Origin of the sequence: Sedimentibacter sp., from assembly GCF_032080165.1 — a bacterium.
In the GTDB taxonomy this organism is placed as follows: domain Bacteria; phylum Bacillota; class Clostridia; order Tissierellales; family Sedimentibacteraceae; genus Sedimentibacter.
On sequence record NZ_DAMASY010000011.1, the window covers coordinates 1 to 18,374 of the forward strand.

General features: G+C 32.1%; 13 protein-coding genes. 10 read left to right on the forward strand and 3 right to left on the reverse strand.

The window, feature by feature from the left end; translation table 11 throughout:
- The first annotated feature begins 463 nt into the window (after positions 1-463).
- From RT412_RS13680 to RT412_RS13720, 9 genes are all read left to right on the forward strand, one after another.
- Positions 464-1,702 carry a DHHW family protein gene (locus RT412_RS13680; RefSeq protein ID WP_313347067.1) on the forward strand — a complete coding sequence of 413 codons (1,239 nt, stop codon included), beginning with the start codon at positions 464-466 and terminating at the stop codon, positions 1,700-1,702.
- Between the two features lie 39 nt (positions 1,703-1,741).
- On the forward strand, positions 1,742-2,752 hold the full coding sequence (locus RT412_RS13685) for a dihydrodipicolinate synthase family protein (RefSeq protein ID WP_313347064.1): 1,011 nt from the start codon (positions 1,742-1,744) through the stop codon (positions 2,750-2,752).
- A gap of 379 nt (positions 2,753-3,131) precedes the next feature.
- Entirely contained in the window at positions 3,132-4,547 is a 1,416-nt protein-coding gene (locus RT412_RS13690; protein WP_313347061.1) for a C4-dicarboxylate ABC transporter permease, read from the forward strand.
- A 21-nt stretch (positions 4,548-4,568) separates the two neighbouring features.
- Positions 4,569-6,188, forward strand: a complete 1,620-nt coding sequence (locus tag RT412_RS13695; protein ID WP_313347058.1) for a D-aminoacylase — start codon at positions 4,569-4,571, stop codon at positions 6,186-6,188.
- Between the two features lie 121 nt (positions 6,189-6,309).
- Positions 6,310-7,911: an ATP-binding protein gene (locus RT412_RS13700; RefSeq protein ID WP_313347055.1), complete on the forward strand. Its 1,602-nt coding sequence runs from the start codon at positions 6,310-6,312 to the stop codon at positions 7,909-7,911.
- The gene (locus tag RT412_RS13705) at positions 7,901-9,259 is read left to right on the forward strand and encodes a sigma-54 dependent transcriptional regulator (protein ID WP_313347052.1); all 1,359 of its coding nucleotides are present in this window, start codon (positions 7,901-7,903) and stop codon (positions 9,257-9,259) included. The genes RT412_RS13700 and RT412_RS13705 overlap by 11 nt, the downstream gene beginning before the upstream one ends.
- 199 nt (positions 9,260-9,458) lie before the next feature.
- Positions 9,459-10,829 carry an acyclic terpene utilization AtuA family protein gene (locus RT412_RS13710; protein ID WP_313347049.1) on the forward strand — a complete coding sequence of 457 codons (1,371 nt, stop codon included), beginning with the start codon at positions 9,459-9,461 and terminating at the stop codon, positions 10,827-10,829.
- A gap of 5 nt (positions 10,830-10,834) precedes the next feature.
- On the forward strand, positions 10,835-11,155 hold the full coding sequence (locus RT412_RS13715) for a DUF4387 domain-containing protein (protein ID WP_313347046.1): 321 nt from the start codon (positions 10,835-10,837) through the stop codon (positions 11,153-11,155).
- A 164-nt stretch (positions 11,156-11,319) separates the two neighbouring features.
- Positions 11,320-12,705, forward strand: a complete 1,386-nt coding sequence (locus RT412_RS13720) for a sodium:solute symporter family protein (protein WP_313347043.1) — start codon at positions 11,320-11,322, stop codon at positions 12,703-12,705.
- A gap of 46 nt (positions 12,706-12,751) precedes the next feature.
- Here the strand turns inward: RT412_RS13720 and RT412_RS13725 are convergent, their stop codons facing one another.
- On the reverse strand, positions 12,752-14,737 hold the full coding sequence (locus tag RT412_RS13725; RefSeq protein ID WP_313347041.1) for a methyl-accepting chemotaxis protein: 1,986 nt from the start codon (positions 14,735-14,737) through the stop codon (positions 12,752-12,754).
- A gap of 252 nt (positions 14,738-14,989) precedes the next feature.
- Between RT412_RS13725 and RT412_RS13730 the strand changes: the two genes are divergently transcribed.
- Positions 14,990-15,670, forward strand: coding sequence for an S-layer homology domain-containing protein (locus RT412_RS13730; protein WP_313347038.1), 681 nt, complete (start codon positions 14,990-14,992; stop codon positions 15,668-15,670).
- A 332-nt stretch (positions 15,671-16,002) separates the two neighbouring features.
- Here the strand turns inward: RT412_RS13730 and feoB are convergent, their stop codons facing one another.
- Together feoB and RT412_RS13740 are read right to left on the reverse strand one after the other, a co-directional pair.
- Positions 16,003-18,108, reverse strand: coding sequence for a ferrous iron transport protein B (feoB, locus tag RT412_RS13735; protein ID WP_313371032.1), 2,106 nt, complete (start codon positions 18,106-18,108; stop codon positions 16,003-16,005).
- Between the two features lie 14 nt (positions 18,109-18,122).
- A complete protein-coding gene (locus tag RT412_RS13740) occupies positions 18,123-18,344 on the reverse strand; it encodes a FeoA family protein (RefSeq protein WP_313345121.1) in 222 nt (73 codons plus the stop codon).
- Positions 18,345-18,374: the final 30 nt, after the last annotated feature.

The following is an 18,374-nucleotide window of genomic DNA, read 5'->3' on the forward strand; positions in this document are numbered from 1 at the left end:
ATTGAATTTGTAAAAAATGTATTGAAATCTTTAAAATAAACAATTAAAACCATATGAAAAAGCTGATAATATGATGTAAAAATCAATTATCAGCTTTTTGGTATCAATAACAAACTATTAACTTACTTTAGATTATTATATTTTTACAATACATTATTGTTTCCTGGGTAAATGTTGTTATAATGATATTAAAGATAATCAGCCTATGAAAGAGAAAAATTATATATACTATAAAAACAACTGTTAAAGGTATAAAAACTAATGAGCTAATAAGGAACTATTATGATAAAGAGCCTTGTCCGCTTTATAACTTTAATACTCTTCCTGAATGTTTAACAATGGTTAGTGGGTTTATGACCAATTACGAATTGAAAAATTTACACAATTATGCTATAATTTAGGTGCGAAATATCAGGAAGTGAACGGAAGTATCAGGACTTTATTTACATAATTAGGAGATTTTATGATTATTTCAAGAAAAATAGGATTAATATGTACATTTATAGCAATTGGTTTAATTTTAGTATTAATCATTTATAACACGAATGTACCTACAATTGAAAATGATGTTGCTAATGATTTAAATGAAGCAGCTTTGAGTGATGAAACAGCTTTGATAAACAGTGAAATAAGCGAAGGAACAGTAAATACAGGAGAGATAGAAGAATCAGATGAAGAGTCAAAGGAAGATGAATCAATTGAATCTGAAAATGATATCAGCATTGAAGCAGAGGATGATATCATAGGAAATGATTTAGCTATAGAGCATTCACCTGAACATGTGGGTAGTTTTGTAATAATAAATAGCATAGGTTTTGAAAAATTCAAATTTAATAAGTATAATGCAAATGTTTACATAGATTCAATTAACAAATATGCGGCAAACTTAGACGGCGATATAACAATATACAATCTCATTGCACCCACATCCAGCGAATTTAACATGCCTGATGAATACAGTGATTTGAGTGATTCACAAAAAGACGGGATTCTATATGCTTATTCAAATATGGATAATAAAGTCATAACGGTGGATGCATATTCAAATATAGAGGCAAATAAAGATGAGTACCTATATTTTAAAACGGATCATCATTGGACCGGCTTAGGAGCATATAGAGCATATGAATCATTTATGAAAACTAAAAGTGAGGAACCTATATCCTTAGAAAAATACAAAAAAATAGATTCAAGAAATAAATATCTCGGCTCTATATACAATATGACTCAAAATGAAAGATTAGAAAATAATTTAGATGATATATGGTATTACAATCCTTTATTACCGGTTAAATATTCAGCAATAAATAGGGATGCAACATCATGGAATTCAAGTCAGATTGTTTTTCCGTCATATTTTGAGCATAGCAGAAAATATTCCGTTTTCATGGGTGGAGATGCTGCTTTCTCGCATATTGAAGTAGATTCCCAGGTAAAGAAAAAAATATTAGTAATAAAAGATTCTTACGGTAATGCTTTTATTCCGTTTCTTCTACCTCATTATGGCGACATTTTTATAGCTGATCCTCGCTACTTTAATGATAATATTTATGAACTAATAGAAGAAAATAAAATTGATGATGTACTCATAATTAACTATTCAACGGTCTTGCAATTGCCGGTGTTTTCTCAGATGTTAGGCGATATGGGAACAGGTAATGCTACCAGCGCAGCTGCAATAAATGCTGCGGTGGCAAATTAATTATTAACAAGTAAACAATATTTTATGTAGGGGGTAAAAATGGCATTTATAAATATTAAGGGAGTAATACCACCAATGATAACACCGTTTGATGAAAATGATAGGGTGGATTACGATAAATTTACAAGAAATATTGAAAAATGGAACGAATATGATTTAGCAGGTTATTTAGTGCTCGGTTCAAACAGTGAAACTGTGTACTTGACAGAAGAAGAAAAATTAAAATTGATTGAGCTTACGGTTAAGAATAAAAAGACGGGAAAAATTGTTGTTGCCGGAACCGGTATGGAATCAACAATCGCTACTATTGATTTAACAAACAAGGCAGCTGATTTGGGAGCTGATTGCTCACTTATTGTTACTCCATTTTATTATGGAGGTAAAATGAACGATGAAGCACTGATTAATTTCTATACTGATGTTGCAGATAATGTAAAAATACCAGTAATGATTTACAATGTTACTAAGTTTACACATGTTAATATTTCTCCATATGCCGTTGGTGTATTATGTAAGCATCCTAACATAATCGGGATGAAAGACAGCTCAGGTAATGTTTCGCAGCTAATAGATTTTAAAAGAGCCGTAGGTGATGTTGAATTTAATTTAATGGTTGGCACCGCATCTGTTTGGTATCCTGCACTGACATTGGGTATTAAAGGTTCTGTTATGGCTCTTGCAAATTGCTGCCCAGATGAATGTATTGAAGTTCAAAAGGAATTTGAAAGTGGTAATTTAGAAAAGGCAAGAGAGCTATATGAAAGGATATTTCCTGTTAACAGTGCAGTAACAGGAAAATACGGCATAGCAGGATTAAAGTATGCTTGTGATTTATTGGGGTTTGAAGGCGGTTACGTGAGAAAACCACTAATTCAAATCAAAGAGCATGAAAAGACAGAATTAATAGAAATATTGAAAAAAGCAGAATTGAATACCGACTTGATGACTGAGGAAATTCGCGCATTGCTTCAAGAAGGTTATGATGATATGGAAGATGGAAATGTGCAAAATGCTGCAGAAGCTTTTGCAAAGTATAGAGAGTCGCATTAGTAACAAGAGTTTTGTATGGTGCTTCAGATATCAGTATGAGATTATAGAATATTGATAATAAATAAAATCGAGTAGGAGGTAATTAATTGCTTCCTACTCGATTTTATTTATTTAATATCTCTATTACTTTACTTCATCATAATATATATTTATGTCCAACAATTGGACAATGACACATTTTTATTAATTTAAAATGTAAAATTTATTAACACATATTCTTATTGTGCATTAAGAAAAATTACTTTAAAATTAGAGCTGTGAAAATGTTACCATCAAATAATACATATTTTAAGTGTATAAGTAAAATTTTTTAATATTGGCATTGAAATTGCAATTAATTATGTATGTATATAAAATGTAAAAATATTAGGAGGATGTTATGTTGAAAGAAGAAAAAAACAAGAAAAAGTTGGCACTGAATATTAACACCTATGTACTATTATTTACAATTTTAATTATTGTTGTAATACTTACATATTTAGTTCCGGCAGGGAAATTTGAACTGTTTGAAGATACTAATACTGGCAGAATGTTAGCTGACCCAGACTCATTTCATTATATTGAAAAAAACCCTGCTTCATTATTTGATTTATTTTTAGCAATACCTCGAGGCATGGTTGATAGTGCTAAAATAATATTTTTTATATTTATTATTTCTGGTGCAGTACAAATAGTTAATGCAACTGGTGCTATAAATGCCGGACTTTTGAGAATGACGAAATCTTTTGCAGGCAGAGAACAATTATTAATACCTATTTTTATGATTTTCTTTTCTTTTACAGGTGCATTTCTTGGTTTTTCTGAGGAAAATATCGTTTTTGTTCCTTTAGCTGTAAGTGTTGCAAGATATTTAGGATATGATGGAATTGTTGGTATTTGTATATCTTATTTAGCAACTCAAGTTGGATTTTTTGCAGGTATGATGAATCCATTTAATGTAGGCGTTGCACAAGGAATTGCTAACTTACCTATGTTTTCAGGGATAGGATTCAGATTTCTAATATGGGCTATTTTTATGGTTATTACAGGATGGTATGTAATGAGATATGCAGCAAAAATAAAAAAGAATCCTGAATTAAGTATTGTAGCAGATATAAAAGTAGATGAAAGTAAGTTTGTAGACCTATCTAAAATTGATGTGAAGCTTAACTTTAGCCATATATTAATTTATATTGCTTTCTTAATTGCTGTTATTTCAATACTTTACGGAGCATACAATTTTGGATGGTATGTACAAGAAATTGCGGCTATATTTTTAATTATAGGTGTTGTTTCAGGTTTAATTGGCAGACTTAGTTTTACTCAAATAGCAAATGAATTTGTTGCTGGGGCAAAAGGAATTACATTTGGAGCATTAATTGTAGGTGTAGCAAAGGGCATATACATTATATTAAGTGATTCTATGATTTTGGACACAATGATTAACTCTACTGTAGGTATATTAGATATATTCCCAGCCTCTATAGCTATTATTGGATTATTTATTATTCAATGGTTTATTAATATAATAATTACATCCTCAACAGGATTAGCAGCAATTGCTATGCCAATATTAACTCCAATAGCTGACATGCTTAAAATTAACCGTCAGGTAACAGTAGTGGCATTTCAACTTGGAGATGGAATAAATGGCAGTATATTGCCAACGTCATCAACATTACTTGCAACTTGTGCGATGGCAGATGTACCATTTGATAGATGGTTTAAATTTATGTGGAAATTAACAATGATATGGACAGCTGTTTCTTGTATTGTGTTAATTATTGCTAATGCAATTCCTTTGGGTCCGTTTTAAAATTTTTGAAAGGAGAGAAGAATGTTTGATTTAATAATTAAAAATGGTATGGTAATAGATGGTACCGGAAGTGAAAGATTTAGTGCTGATATCGGTATTAAAAATGATAGGATATATAAAATAGAAGGAAGTATTAAGGAACAAGCTAAAAAATTTATTAATGCTGATGGATATATAGTTTGTCCCGGTTTTATAGATATTCATGGTCATTCGGATTTTACTTTATTTACTAACAATAAGGGTGAAAGTAAAATCAGACAGGGTATAACAACAGAAGTTTTAGGCAATTGCGGTTTTACAGCAGGCCCATCGACTGATGCTCACTATGGTGATTTGCTACAGTATCTTGCAAATACAATAGTTCTTAATGATGAGCAAAAGCAAAATTGGAAATGGAAAAGCCAAATTGATTTTTTAGATTATTCTTCTAAAGATGGTTTATCTTTTAATATAGTACCTTTAGTTGGACATGGAACAATCAGGGTTGCCGTTATGGGTTTTGATAAAAGGGAACCGGACGATGAAGAATTATTGAAGATGAAAGCATTGCTTGAAATTGAGCTGCAAAAAGGTGTATATGGATTATCTACAGGACTTGAATATGAGCCAGGTTCATATTCGAATACTGAAGAATTAATTGAACTATGTAGAGTAGTAAAAGAGTATAATGGCATTTATACAACTCACATGAAGAATGAAGGGAAAGATGTTTTAAAATGCATTGAAGAAGCAATAGAAATAGGCAGACAATCAGGGGTATCAGTGGAAATTTCCCATTTAAAGGCTCAATATAAAGCTAATTGGGGAAAAGTTAATAAAGCTTTAGACTTGATTGACAATGCATTTGATGAGGGTATAGATATAGGTTTTGATGTTTATCCATATACTGCATTTGGAAGCGGGTTACTTGATTTAATTCCTCCTTGGGTTAAAGTTGGTGGTCCTAAAAAAATGATAGAATTATTGAGAGACAATGATATAAAAGATAAAGTTATTAAGGACATGCAGACTGAAAGTGAAGCATGGGAAAATCCTATGACAATAGAAGGTTGGGATAAAACAATAAAAATAGCAATGTTAAAAACAGAAAAGAATAAAAAGTATGAAGGACTTACAATAAATGAAATAGCGAAACATATGAAATGTTCACCGTTTGAAGCTGTTATATATCTGATGATTGAAGAAGAAGCTTCTGTAAAATGCATTTATTTTGCAATGTGTGAAGAGGATTTAGAAATTATCATGAAACACCCCAAAGCTAAATTCTGTACTGATGGAAGAGCAGTTGCAACTTATGGAGAATTATCAAAAGGCTCTGTTCATCCTAGATATTATGGAACTTACCCTAAAATAATGGGTCTATATGTAAGAGAAAAGAAGTTAATGACATTAGAGGAAGCAATAAAAAAATCCACATCTATGCCGGCAAAAACAATACGCTTGAAACATAGGGGTGAACTAAAAGAAGGGTATTTTGCTGATATTACTATATTTGACAAAGACAAAATACTTGATGTTAATACTTTTGATGATCCACACAAATATCCGATAGGAATTGAATATGTAGTTGTAAATGGCAAAATAGTTATTTCAAAAGGTGATCATACCGGAGAATTGCCTGGAATAGTTTTAAAGAATTAAACTAACAAATATTAAGAACAAGTTGTATAGTTTACAACTTGTTCTTAATATTATAATAGAAAATAAACAAAATTTATGATAATATATTCTTGTATATAATTTATTGCAGTTGAGGTGAAAAGTGGATATTGATAAACATCAATATAGTGATCTTGAATTACTCTCCGAAACCATAGGCATGATTACTAAGGCAAAGGATTTCCAGGTTACAGCCGAAATAATTTTTAATTTCATAAAAAAATTTATTAAATTTGACATGGCTGTAATATATAAGATTAATGAAAAAGAACATACTTTGGAAATAGTTTCATGTCTCGGAACTGATACAGAAAAGTTAAGAAAAAGGATGCCGTTTAGGATTGGAGAAGGAGCGGTTGGTTTAGTTGCAAAAAATAAAAAACCGATACTTATTAATGATGTCCTTGAATTTAGTGAAGTAAAGGTAAGGCAATACTATAATGAAGATCCTATTATCAGATCATTTTTAGCAGTACCCTTAGTAGTTGGAGATAAAACAATAGGTATATTGAGCGTATCCAGTTCCAAAATTAATCAATATGATGACTATGAGGTTCAAGTGATTAATATCATTGCTTCTCAAGCAGCTGTATTATTGGAGTTAAACAACAATATTACCGAAACGAAAAAATTTTCAAATAAAATATTGGACAATGTCAATAGCGGCATTATGGTTATTGATAATATGAATAGAATAACCATTTTTAATAAATCCGCAGAGATAATTACAGGTTATAAAATTGATGAATTATTAGGTAAAGATATTTCTGTTTTAAAGCTAAAATTAGAAAATGAAGAAAACACTTGGAAGTTTTTGAAAAGTCAAGAAACATTTTTTGAAGAACCGGGGTATTTAGTCAAAAAAGATAACAACATTTTAAGAATACGTTTTAGTACTTCATTTATGTATAATGATGATAATTCTATTAAAAGCTGTATATGTATATTTAGAGATAATACTGAAATTGAAAAATTGCAAAAGCAAATATTTATGGCTGACAAGCTTGCTGCGTTAGGAAGATTAACAGCAGGCTTGGTTCATGAAATTAGAAATCCTTTATTACCTATAAGAAATGCCAGTGAATATTTGCTGTCTAAATATGGAGATGAAGAAAACAATATTGAATTATCTATTCTTTTAAATATTATAAGAGAAGAAAGCAATCGATTAAACCGCGTTATAGATCAATTTGTGAGTATGAGTAAAGACAGCTATTATTTAATTGGAAGTTGTTGTTTAGATGAAATTATTGATGAAGTATTAACTTTGTTAAAATTCACTATTAATAAGAATGAAATAAGGTTAAATTTAGAATATATTAACCGCAAAATTGAATTACCTTATAACAAAGATAATTTAAAACAAGTGTTCATTAATTTATTATTGAATGCAATTGATGCTCTGAAATTAAAAGAGGATAAAGATGATCGCATTATTGAAATCAGAATAGAAAATAAATCTAATTATGCGTTTATTGATATTAAGGATAATGGAATTGGTATTTCTGAAAAAGATATTAATTTAATATTTGATCCCTTCTATACTACAAAAGAATATGGCTCGGGTATTGGATTATCTATTGTTTTTAACATAATAAAAAAATCCGGCGGAGATATATTTATTGATAGCAATATAAACAAAGGAACTATGGTTTCATTAATGTTACCCATAATCCAGGAAAGGAAGGAGCATTATGGAAATTAATATATTAATAGTTGATGATGAAAAATCTATAAGAGAAACTTTAAAGGTAATATTGAGTGACTTAAATTACAAGGTTTTTACTGCAGAGGATGGATATGAGGCAATAGAAATTTTGAATAATAACATTGTTGACATATTGATTACAGATTTACGAATGCCAAGGATGGATGGTATTGAGCTAATGAAAAATGCATTAGAAATTGATCCATTCATAGAAACTATATTTATATCTGCATATGCAGATATAAAATCAGCAGTAAAAGCTGTTAAAATGGGAGCAGTTGATTATATTGAAAAATCATTCTCAAACGATGAGCTAATATTTGCGATTGAGCGGGCAATTGAGCATAGAATTCTAAAAGAAGAAAACAGGAATTTAAAAAGAAGAGTAGAATGTAAATATGAATACGAGGGCGTTGTTGGTAAAAGTGAAATTATGCAAAAGGTATTTGATATAGTAAACAGAGTAGCAAACAGTAAGGCAAGTGTATTATTAACAGGAGAAAGTGGAGTAGGTAAAGAAGTAATAGCTAAGCTGATACATAATTTGAGCTGTCGTAGAAATAACAGTTTTGTGGTGATTAACTGCGGAGCAATACCTGAAAATCTTATCGAAGCTGAGCTGTTTGGATTTGAAAAAGGCTCCTTTACAGGTGCTGATCATATTCAAAAGGGCAAATTTGAATTAGCTAATGAGGGCACTCTGTTTCTTGATGAAATTGGTGAGCTTCCTTTTCAGGCACAGGTCAAGTTTTTAAGAGCCTTGCAGGAAAAACAAATTTATAAAATAGGTTCGGAAAAAAGTATAAATGTAGATGTCAGAATTATTGCCGCAACAAATAAAAATCTGCCTGAGGAAGTTAAGAATGGAAGTTTCAGAGAAGATTTGTTCTACAGATTAAATGTAGTTAACATTGAAATTCCTGCGTTAAGAGAAAGAAAAGATGATATTCCTTCTCTTGCAGAATTTTTTATGGAGCAATATTCAGATGAATATAATAAAAAAATAAAATATTATGATCCGGTTTCTATAAAATATCTAATAGAATATGAATGGAAAGGTAATGTCAGAGAGCTTAGGAATGTAATAGAACGTTCTGTGCTGATTGCTCACGCAGAAGAGGAATTTTTATTGCCGGAATATCTGCCAAGGGAAATAACAGGTTTTACACACAGCGCTTTGTCAGAAGAAAGAAAAGAAAAAACATTATCGGACTATGAAAAAATGATAATTTTGAGCACGTTAAACAGATTTAACGGCAATAAAACAATGACTGCAAAAGTATTAGGGATAAAGAGACAAACATTATATAATAAGATAAAAGATTACAATATTGAAGAGTGTTAAAATTAATAACAGTATAAAATTAGAAACTCTTAGTAATGTCTAATTATTAGACATTATTTTATGAAACATTAAAAGCAATTATAAATTATAGCTAAGCCGCAGTGCTTGTAATCGCAATTAAATGATTGTGTAATTTTATTGGCACAGATATTGCTACTATTATTGTATGAAAACTAATTACAATAGTGGAGGATTGAAAATGATAAAAAAAGAGCTTAGGATAATTTGTCCTAATGGGCATTTAGGTTTTTCTCCTACAAAAGAAGATAGCTTTTGGTTAGGAGCGCAAACTAAGCCTGATTATTATTGCAGTGATTCCGGAAGTGATGATATTGGTCCCGGACCTTTAGGTGCTGATAAATGTGCAAGTCTATATGTCTGGCAAAAACATGATTTGGAATTAATGCTTCTTGCTTCCAGAGAGCAGGGAGTTCCTATGATTATAGGTTCTGCAGGTGACACGGGAACAAACAGCAGAGTTGATATGTATGTGCAAATTATTAAAGATTTAGCAATAGAACATAAAATTCCTAAATTTAAATTAGCATATTTCTATTCAGAAGTTGATAAAAAATACCTTCGGAGGAAAATGGAGAACGGCGCTGTGATCGAAGGATTAGATTCAAGGTCCTTTCTTACTTTTGAAGAATTAGACAAAACAGAAAGAATTGTTGCCGTAGCAGGTGTACATCCATACATTAAAGCTTTAGAAATGGGGGCAGATGTTATAATAGGCGGCAGATCATCCGATATTGCAATTTTTGCCGCTCCTGCGATAAAAGAAGGATTCCCGGAAAACATTGCTTATTATGCCGGAAAGGTATTGGAGTGTGCTTCGTTTTGCGCTGAACCTTATGGAGCTAAGGAAAGTGTAATAGGAACTATAACACATAATGATGTTAAAGTTACAGCAATGGCTCCTTGGCAAAGATGTACGGTAGCATCTGTTGCAGGTCATGCTATGTATGAAAGATCGAATCCATATTACGAATATTTTGCAGGCGGGATGCTGGATATGTCCGAATGCCTGTATGAGCAATGGGATGAAAAAACTACAAGAATAACTAATCCGAAGTATATACCCATTGAAGGTAAAATAAAAGTTAAGCTTGAAGGCTCCACAAAGGTCGGAGAAATGTATATTGGAATTGCAGGTGTCAGAGATCCTTATACAATAAAAAATATTGATAAGGTTATAGAATTAGCAAGAGAACAAGTTGTGCAAAAGTTTGGTGATAACGGTTACGAATTGCATTACAGAGTATATGGCAAAAATGGTGTTATGGGAGACTTGGAGCCTGTTAAGGAAATAAAATCACATGAGCTATGTATAATCGTTCAAGGTATTGCTCCTACAAAGGAAATGGCTGAAGAAGTTGCTATGACCGGTACAAGACAAATATTTTATGCAAGATTGCCTGAGGTTAAGGGTACTGCCGGGACAGCTGCGTTTGTTGTTGATGAAGTCTTACCCGCTACTTCCGCTTACCGATGGTCTTTAAATCATATTGTTGAAGTGGATGATCCTTTAGAATTATTTGATGTTAAACTGATAGAGATCGGAGAATAAGAATTATGAAGACAATGAAATTAGTTGATATAGCAAAAACAATAAGAAGTAAAAATGCCGGTACCGATCGAATTACATTTGATATAATATTCAGAGAAAAAGAAAATTATGAATTAGTTAAGGAAAGTAAAATAATTACAAAAGAATTTATAGCAAATCTATTTCAAATTTGTGAAAGCAGGATTTCAGATTTTGTTGAATTTGATCCGGCATATGCAATAAAGTTTACTATACTAAGACTTCAGCCAAGCGGAAGCCCCGGTGAAGGTGATGTGTTTGGGTGTCAGCAGTATCCGCCGCTGTTAGATATTGAAATACCTGTATAATTTATTAAAATCTAAGAACTACACCGCAGCTTAAGGCTGCGGTGTAGTTCTTAGATGAATTCTTATTATTGCTATTCTAATAATTATTTAATATAATCTAAAAAGGAAAGACTTATATATTATGATAATTAGGGTTCGACCCTAATTGCTCACAGGAGAATTTTATGGAAAACCTTACAGCATCTCATATTATCGGAGCATTGGTTACTTTGATAATTATAATGGGGATAGGAGTTTATTCAGGAAAAAAAGTTGAAAATGCATCGGATTTCTCAACAGGCGGTCACAGAGCGAGTTCTTTATTAGTTGCAGGAACAATAATCGGAACATTGGTAGGCGGTTCTTCTACTGTAGGTACCGCACAGCTGGCATATAATTATGGTTTTTCTGCATGGTGGTTTACTTTAGGTGCCGGCTTGGGGTGCTTAACTCTTGGATTAGTCTTTGTTAAGCCTCTTAAATTAAGCTGCTGCAATACAATACAAGAAATGATATCTTCAGAGTATGGACAAACCTCCGGTATTATTACTACAGTTTTGTCATCCTTTGGGATAATATTGAATATCGTTGCACAAATTTTAGCTGCTAATGCATTATTATCTTCAATGTTTGGTTTAGGCAGTGTAGAAAGTGCTTTTGTCAGTATATTACTAATGAGTGTCTACGTTATTTTTGGCGGAGTTTTAAGTACAGGTATTTTAGGTATTATAAAGCTTATTTTAATATATTTTTCTGTTTTTTTAGGTGCCGCTATAGCTCTTAAGTTAGGGGGAGGATTTTCCGGATTTTATAATAACCTTAATCACCAACAATATTTTAATATTGTATCAAGAGGAGCTGGAATTGATGTAGGTGATGGAATTTCGGTTGTTTTGGGAGTATTATCCACTCAGACCTATATTCAGGCTATTATATCAGGGAAAAATATAAAGGAAGCTAAAAAGGGTGCATTATTAAGTGCTGCTATTATACCACCTATAGGAATCGGCAGTATTTTTGTAGGAATGTATATGAAAATTAATTATCCTTACATAGAATCAAGTCAGGCATTTCCGTTATTTATTATTAACAATATTCCGCCTTTTATCAGCGGTCTTATATTAGCGACATTGCTGATAGCATTAGTAGGAACCGGAGCAGGAATGGCACTTGGATTCAGCACAATTATTATTAATGATATTTATAAAAAATATATAAGCAAGAATGAAAATATCAAAAATGAATTAATAATCACAAGGATTGTAATTTTATTAACCTTGGCAGTATCTGCAATATTTACTTTAGGAAATTTAAAAACGGCCATATTGACATGGGGATTCATGTCAATGGGGTTAAGAGCAACAGTATTGATAATTCCGATGATTGGAGCATTGTTTTTCAAAAACAAGATTAATAGTAATTTCGCTGTTTTATCAAGTGCGTTCGGGTTTTTATCGTTTTTAATATGTGAAATATTCTTTGATTTGAATATAAATTCTTTATTTATCGGTGTAAGCATCAGTGCATTAACAATTCTTTTCGGTTTGAACAAGCATCATAAGAAATTGTGAAAACCGGAAGATATTACTATCTTTCCGGTTTTTGCTTTTGCACTTATTACAATGTATATTTACCTACCATTCCTTTTAATGAATGAGCTTGTCCTGACAGTTCTTCACTTGATGCAGCTATTTGTTCTGCGGTTGCTGAGTTAGATTGTATAACACTTGATATTTGCTCAACACCTATGTTAACCTGATAAATATTATCGCTTTGTTTTTGTGAAGCTTCAGAAATCTCATTTATCAAAGAATTAGCTTTATGAGTTTTTTCCACAACATCTTTTAGTGCTGATTCAGTTTCCTTTGCGATTAATGTTCCTTTGTTAATTGCATTTACTGAACTTTCAATCAGCAGAGTAGTACTCTTAGCCGCTTCAGCACTTTTGGATGCAAGGTTTCGAACTTCATCTGCAACTACAGAAAATCCTTTCCCGGCTGCACCTGCCCTTGCTGCTTCAACAGCTGCATTAAGTGCCAATATATTGGTTTGGAATGCTATGTCATCTATTGTTTTAATTATCTTTTCGATTTCACTTGATGTATGATTAATTTCTGCCATTGCATTCATTAACTCATTCATATACTGACTGCCTTGCAGTACAACAGATCCTGTTTCATCAGACAATCTGCTGACATCAACAGCACTCTCAGCATCATTTTTAATTTGATTTGCTACTTCTGACATGGTAGCAGCCAATTCCTCAATAGAGCCTGCCTGCTCTGTAGAACCTTGTGCTAACATTTGCGCAGCTGCAGAAACATGTTCTGCTCCTGAATTAATTCCATCTGCCGCCAAATTAATTTCATTTAAAATTGCTCTAAGGTCATTAAACAATGTTTCTACAATTTTAATAATTGTAAAATATATTCCTTTATGTATTGTTGTATCTGATGTATATGTTAAATCATTATTCGTTAAAGCTGTTTTATATCCATTTATGCTGTTTGCCAGCATATTAACCGATGCAACTGCACCATCCATCGATTTAGCCAAAGAGCCGATTTCATCATTAGAATTAATTTCTTTAATCTGGCTTATAATATCTTCGCGTATATCACCGGTTTCTATAGCCTTTGCTGCGTTAACTACACTGCTTAACGGATTTTTCAGCTTTAGTTTAAAATATCTTTGCATTATAAATATACTGAATACAATGGCTAATAGTGAAATAATATTTATTATTATAACTTCATTTAATATCTTTTTTTCAATAACAGAATAGTCGCTTGCTGTAACTATTACTCCTTTAACTGAGCCATCCGGTGAAAGGGTGGGTTTATATACTGTTATATACGGTACACCGAACACATCTGTTTTACCGACATAATTCTTTTTATTGTTTATTACCATATCGGCTATTTTAGGATCAAGCTTAGTTCCGATCAACCGTTTTCCGTCTTGAATTACTGTAGAGCTTATTCTTACATCATTCTCAAATATTGATATTTCATTATTTATTAAAGACTTCATATTATCTACAAAATTAATATCTTCGAGCTTAAATCCTACTGATAAAACACCTAACAATTTATTATTTTGATAAATAGGGGAACCGACATTTATACCGTAGAAACCTGAAGGCTCTCTTCCTATATCTGAAAGCACTTTTCTGTTAAGTGCTGAATTAATAATGGTATTACTTGAAATGTTATCTCCTGATTTATATACGTCATTTGTGCTGGCAATTATTGTACCGCTTAAATCAGTTACCGTTATATTGTTATAATTAGACGTTTCATTCAGGTTGTTTATATATGATTGAAGCATGCTTGTATTATTAGAGTTTATATAATTTATTATTTTTGTATCTTTAGCTGTTTCACTTACATATTCGGATAGATTGTTTTTAATTGATTCTATTTCTTTTTCTACAATATCCATTGATGCTAATGCCTTATCCTCTGAAATCTCAATTATTATATTATTAAAATAAAGCAAAGAAATTAATGATGTTATTGCCACGGTCAAAACCAGTGTGATTGTACTTATTTTTAATATAGCCGTACTTATGCTTTGAAATTTTAAGATATTTTTTTTCATTTTGCTCCTCCATTAGTTGTAATAACAATTATTGTTATCAATATTAAGTTGTAATAATTACAATGTAATATATACCGATATATTATCGATTTAAACATAAATAAAAAAATAAACTTTATAAATCAAATAAAGGGGCAGCTCCCAAACTAATGGTAAATATTTTTTATGCTGACATATTTAGTACTTTGACATTGGAGATGAATTATGTAAAAATGTTTTTATACAATAAAGACATTCTTAGGAGGACAATAAATGTTTAAAAGAAAATTATCTTTAATATTAGCAACAGTTATGATTATGTCAACCTCATTGTCAGGTTTAGCATTTGGCTTAGATTTTGAAGGTCATTGGGCAGAGGCAACTATTCAAAAATGGTTTGATGATGAAAAGATATCAGGATATGAGGATGGTTCATTTAAACCAAACAATTCAATTACCAGAGCTGAATTTATGACTATGATAAACAGCGCTTATGATTTTGAAGAATTAGTGGAAATCGGTTATGAGGATGCTGATGCTGAAGCATGGTATTATGCTGAAATTCAAAAAGCAGTAGCTGCAGGATATATTGTTGGTGACAATGACGAAGCAGTAAGACCTAACGATGAAATTTCAAGACAAGAAGTAGCGGTTGTTATAACAAGACTAAATACTTTAGAAGAAAACTCTGATGTTTCTATGTTTACTGATGCTGATAAAATTGCCGAATGGGCTGTTGAATATGTTGGAGCAGTTGCAGAAGCTGAGTTTATGATCGGTAATGATGAAGGAAATTTTAATCCGACTGATGATATAACAAGAGCAGAAGCTTTAGTAACTTTAGACAGAGCAATAGAAGCAAAAGATACTGAAGGGGAAACTCCTGTAGAAGGTGAAGAGCCGGTAGAGGGAGAAGAGCCAGTAGAAGGTGAAGAACCAGTAGAAGGTGAATAATCGGCAGAAGAAGAAAACAATGAAGAACCAACAGAAGAAGAAACATCTGAAGATGATTCTGACGACAGTAACGAAGAAGAGACATTAAACGAATAATATGACAAAAGCAAAATAGCACCTATATGGTGCTATCAGGCCGCTGAAAAAGTCCCCCTGCTTCGTTGCCGCTGCGCCGGTCAATCCTCACGTATGTTTGAATACGCTGCGGTTGCCCGTCTTCCGGCGCCTTGCAGGATGAACTTTTTCAACAGCCTACCATCTTGATGACTTTGTCATCAATCTGATAGCACCTATATGGTGCTATTTTTGTCAATTGCTTAATATGGTTAGTATTAAAAGATTAATTTATATAGGCTTGCTGTAATAAAACAAACAGAAAAGGCTATAGTTGTTGGGATGAGAAATGACAGCAGTGTCCATTTAATACTTCCGGTTTCTTTTTTTATAGTCCATATGGTGGTTGTGCACGGCCAATGTAATAAACTGAACAACATTACATTAAATGCTGTAAGCCCGGTCCATCCATTTTCAATCAGGACCTGTTTTAAAAAATGAATGCTATCAAAATCAGTCAATGTTCCGGTAGAAAGGTATGCCATCAATAAAACCGGAAGGACTATCTCATTGGCTGGTATTCCAACTATGAATGCCATCAATATAAAACCATCAAGCCCAATTGCTTTGCCTAAAGGATTTAAAAAGCCTGCCACATGTGACAGAACACTCATATCTCCTATATAAATGTTTGCCAAAAGCCATGTTGCAGCACCTGCAGGGGCTGCTACGATTATTGCCCTTGATAATACAAATATGGTTCTGTCGATAATTGAAGTATATAAAAGCCGACCAATCTTTGGTACTCTATAGGGAGGAAGCTCAAGAGTGAATGTTGAAGGCACTCCTTTTAAAAGCGTTTTTGATAATATATATGAAACAAGTAAGGTTACAACAATTCCAAACAAAACCATAAGTGTAATAAACAATGACGGTATTAAGCTGTTGACATATGCATTTGAAGAAATTGCAAAGAAAGCGGACGATATTACTATTATTGTCGGAAACCGGCCGTTGCAGGGCACAAAATTATTGGTCAAAATAGCAATAACTCTTTCTCTTGGAGAGTCAATTATTCTGCATCCGATAACTCCTGCAGCATTGCAGCCAAACCCCATACACATAGTGAGACACTGCTTTCCATGGGCGCATGCCTTTTTAAACATATGATCCAAGTTAAATGCAATTCTTGGCAGGTATCCTAAGTCCTCCAGGAATGTGAACAATGGAAAAAATATTGCCATTGGCGGAAGCATTACCGAAACAACCCATGCCAATGTTCGAAATATACCGTCAAGAAGTATGTTGTGTAAAATCATTGGTACTCCACCCTGAACAAACAGAGCCGATAATTTATCCTGAAGTCCAAACAGCAAGTTTGCTAACATTTGAGATGGAATGTTTGCTCCTTGAATTGTTATCCAAAATACTAATCCCAAAAGTAAAAGCATAATCGGCAGCCCAAACACTTTAGAGGTAATTATATCATCAATTTTTTTGTCTCTTTTTATTTTTTTTGTATCTTCTGTTACATATTTTTGTTTTAATTCATTAGCATAGTTATAATTATGTTCTGATATCATTTCACGGAGCTTTATATTATCTGTATTGATATTAAGTGCTTTTTTTATTTTATTTGCTTCAGAAACTGTTAAGTGGTCTTCTTTATTTATTGAAAAAATATCTGAGCTGCTGTCTAATAATCTCAAGGCAGTCCAACGTATGTTTGAAATATTTAAATCCTCTAAGTGAGGTGAAACTTCATTGATTTTTGATTCAATATAATCATCGTACTTTATTATTGTTGGCTTTCCTTTTTCATTCTTGAATGTTACCTTTTCTATTAAATTTTTCAACTCATCCATTCCGATACCGTTTCTTGCGGCAGTTAAAACTATTGGAATATTAAGCTCTTTTTCGAGATCTTCCTTGTTGATTACTATATTTTTTTTCTTTGCCTCATCTATTAGGTTTATGCAGAGAATAACCTTGTTTGTTATTTCGGATATTTGAAAAGCTAAATTTAAATTTCTTTCTAAACATGTTGCATCTGCAACAACAACTACCGCTTCATAATTACCATAACAGATAAAATCCCTGGAAACCTCTTCATCCCTTGAAGAAGTAAACAATGAATAAGAGCCCGGAAGGTCTACAACTATATATTCTTCATCATTATATGAATATTCTCCTCTTGCTGAAACAACTGTCTTTCCGGGCCAATTTCCCGTATGTTGTTTAAGACCTGTTAAATAATTAAAAACGGTACTTTTTCCGGTGTTTGGATTCCCGGCTAATGCTATTACATGCTGAGAATCGGTCTTTACTATATCAAAAACATCCTTCATAGCGTCTATTTTGACGGATTGTGCAGTTAAACCCATATGATCACCCCTTGTTATAATATTTCAATTAGTCGAGCTTCTTCTCTTCTTAGGGCAATCATAGCTCCGCGTATATTGTAAACAGTTAAATTGTTTTTAGGTCCTTTTCTTAATATTTCTATATCAGCCCCGTTTGTAAGACCTAAGGCAAGCAATCTTTCTTTTAATGAATCCTGTGCGGTATTTTTTCTTACCTTTACAACTTCACCTACATTGGCATCTGTTAATGCTTTCATATCATATCTCCTGTCATAAAATATTTTATT